Source organism: Xylophilus sp. ASV27, assembly GCF_016428875.1.
Taxonomy (GTDB): Bacteria; Pseudomonadota; Gammaproteobacteria; order Burkholderiales; family Burkholderiaceae_C; genus Xylophilus.
Window position 1 is genome coordinate 1 of sequence record NZ_JAELTO010000398.1, and the last position, 296, is coordinate 296.

Genomic DNA, 296 nt, shown 5'->3' on the forward strand with positions numbered 1-296 from the left:
CGCGGTGCGCTGGCTCTCGGACATGGTGGGCGCCTCACGCTCGAACTTGTCGGAGGCGGCCTTCAGGGCATCGCCCTGGTCGATCAGATCCTTCTCGCGCTTGGAGAATTCCTGCTCGAGCTTGGCCCTGTCTCTTATACACATCTGACGCTGCCGACGAAGAGAACCTAGTGGGGGGGGGGGGGGGGGGGGGGGGGGGGGGGGGGGGGGGGGGGGGGGGGGGGGGGGGGGGGGGGGGGGGGGGGGGGGGGGGGGGGGGGGGGGGGGGGGGGGGGGGGGGGGGGGGGGGGGGGGGG

1 pseudogene is annotated in these 296 nt (G+C 77.4%); it reads right to left on the reverse strand.

Going from position 1 to position 296, the window contains the following annotated elements:
* Nucleotides 1-296: pseudogene (locus JHD63_RS24495) on the reverse strand (hypothetical protein); the annotation flags it as partial.